This is a genomic window from Janthinobacterium lividum (assembly GCF_011601275.1).
Lineage (GTDB): Bacteria > Pseudomonadota > Gammaproteobacteria > Burkholderiales > Burkholderiaceae_D > Janthinobacterium > Janthinobacterium lividum_E.
On the sequence record NZ_JAAOLY010000052.1, the window covers coordinates 1 to 689 of the forward strand.

1 protein-coding gene is annotated in these 689 nt (G+C 64.2%); it reads right to left on the reverse strand.

Going from position 1 to position 689, the window contains the following annotated elements; translation table 11 throughout:
• Window positions 1–173: 173 nt before the first annotated feature.
• The coding region (locus GYK42_RS28795; protein ID WP_205711608.1) for a hypothetical protein at window positions 174–689 on the reverse strand (516 nt) is incomplete at its 5' end.

The window sequence follows — 689 nt, forward strand, 5'->3', positions numbered from 1 at the left end:
CCGGGTCATATTCGAAGGCGCTGGAACGGCTGTAGGCCAGCGGATTGGCCGGCGTCTGCGCCTGCGCCAGGGTGGTGCCAAAGGCGCACAGCGCGATCAGCCAGCAAGTCAATTGTCGCATTGCGGTTCCGGCTTTGCCGTCTTTGGCGAGTGTGCTGATGTTGGCGGCCATCTCAGTCGTCTCCCAGCAGCAGGTTGATGATGGCCATCAGCGTGGCGGGATTCATTGCCGGCTGGATCGGCGTAACGCCCGGATCGGTGCCCGAGCCCGACGTGGGCGCACCAGCCGACACGGTCGGCAGCAGGCTTGAACTGCCGCTGACATCACTCAGGACTGTGGCCGTTTTCAGGCGTCCGAGGATCCAGCTGTCGCCGCTGGTGTTATCGGCAAGATAGTCATTCGTCGTGCGCTTGCTGCTGCTTTGCGCCGGGCCGGAGGTGCTGCTGGTGACCGTCAGGATCTCGCGGGCGTCGCCGCTGTTGTTGAAGGTGTTGGTGATCGTCACCGTCGGCAGTGCCACGCCTTCGAGGTCCCAGCCCTCTTCCTTGCTTTGATACAGGTAAGGACGCTGTACCTTGGCGCTGGTGGCGCATGGGGCGCCGGGGGTGGCTGCCTCCTGCGCGCCGGCCGCCGCTGTTTTATCGCAATAGATAAAGGTACTGCGGCTGAGCAGTGGCGCGGAGGGCTG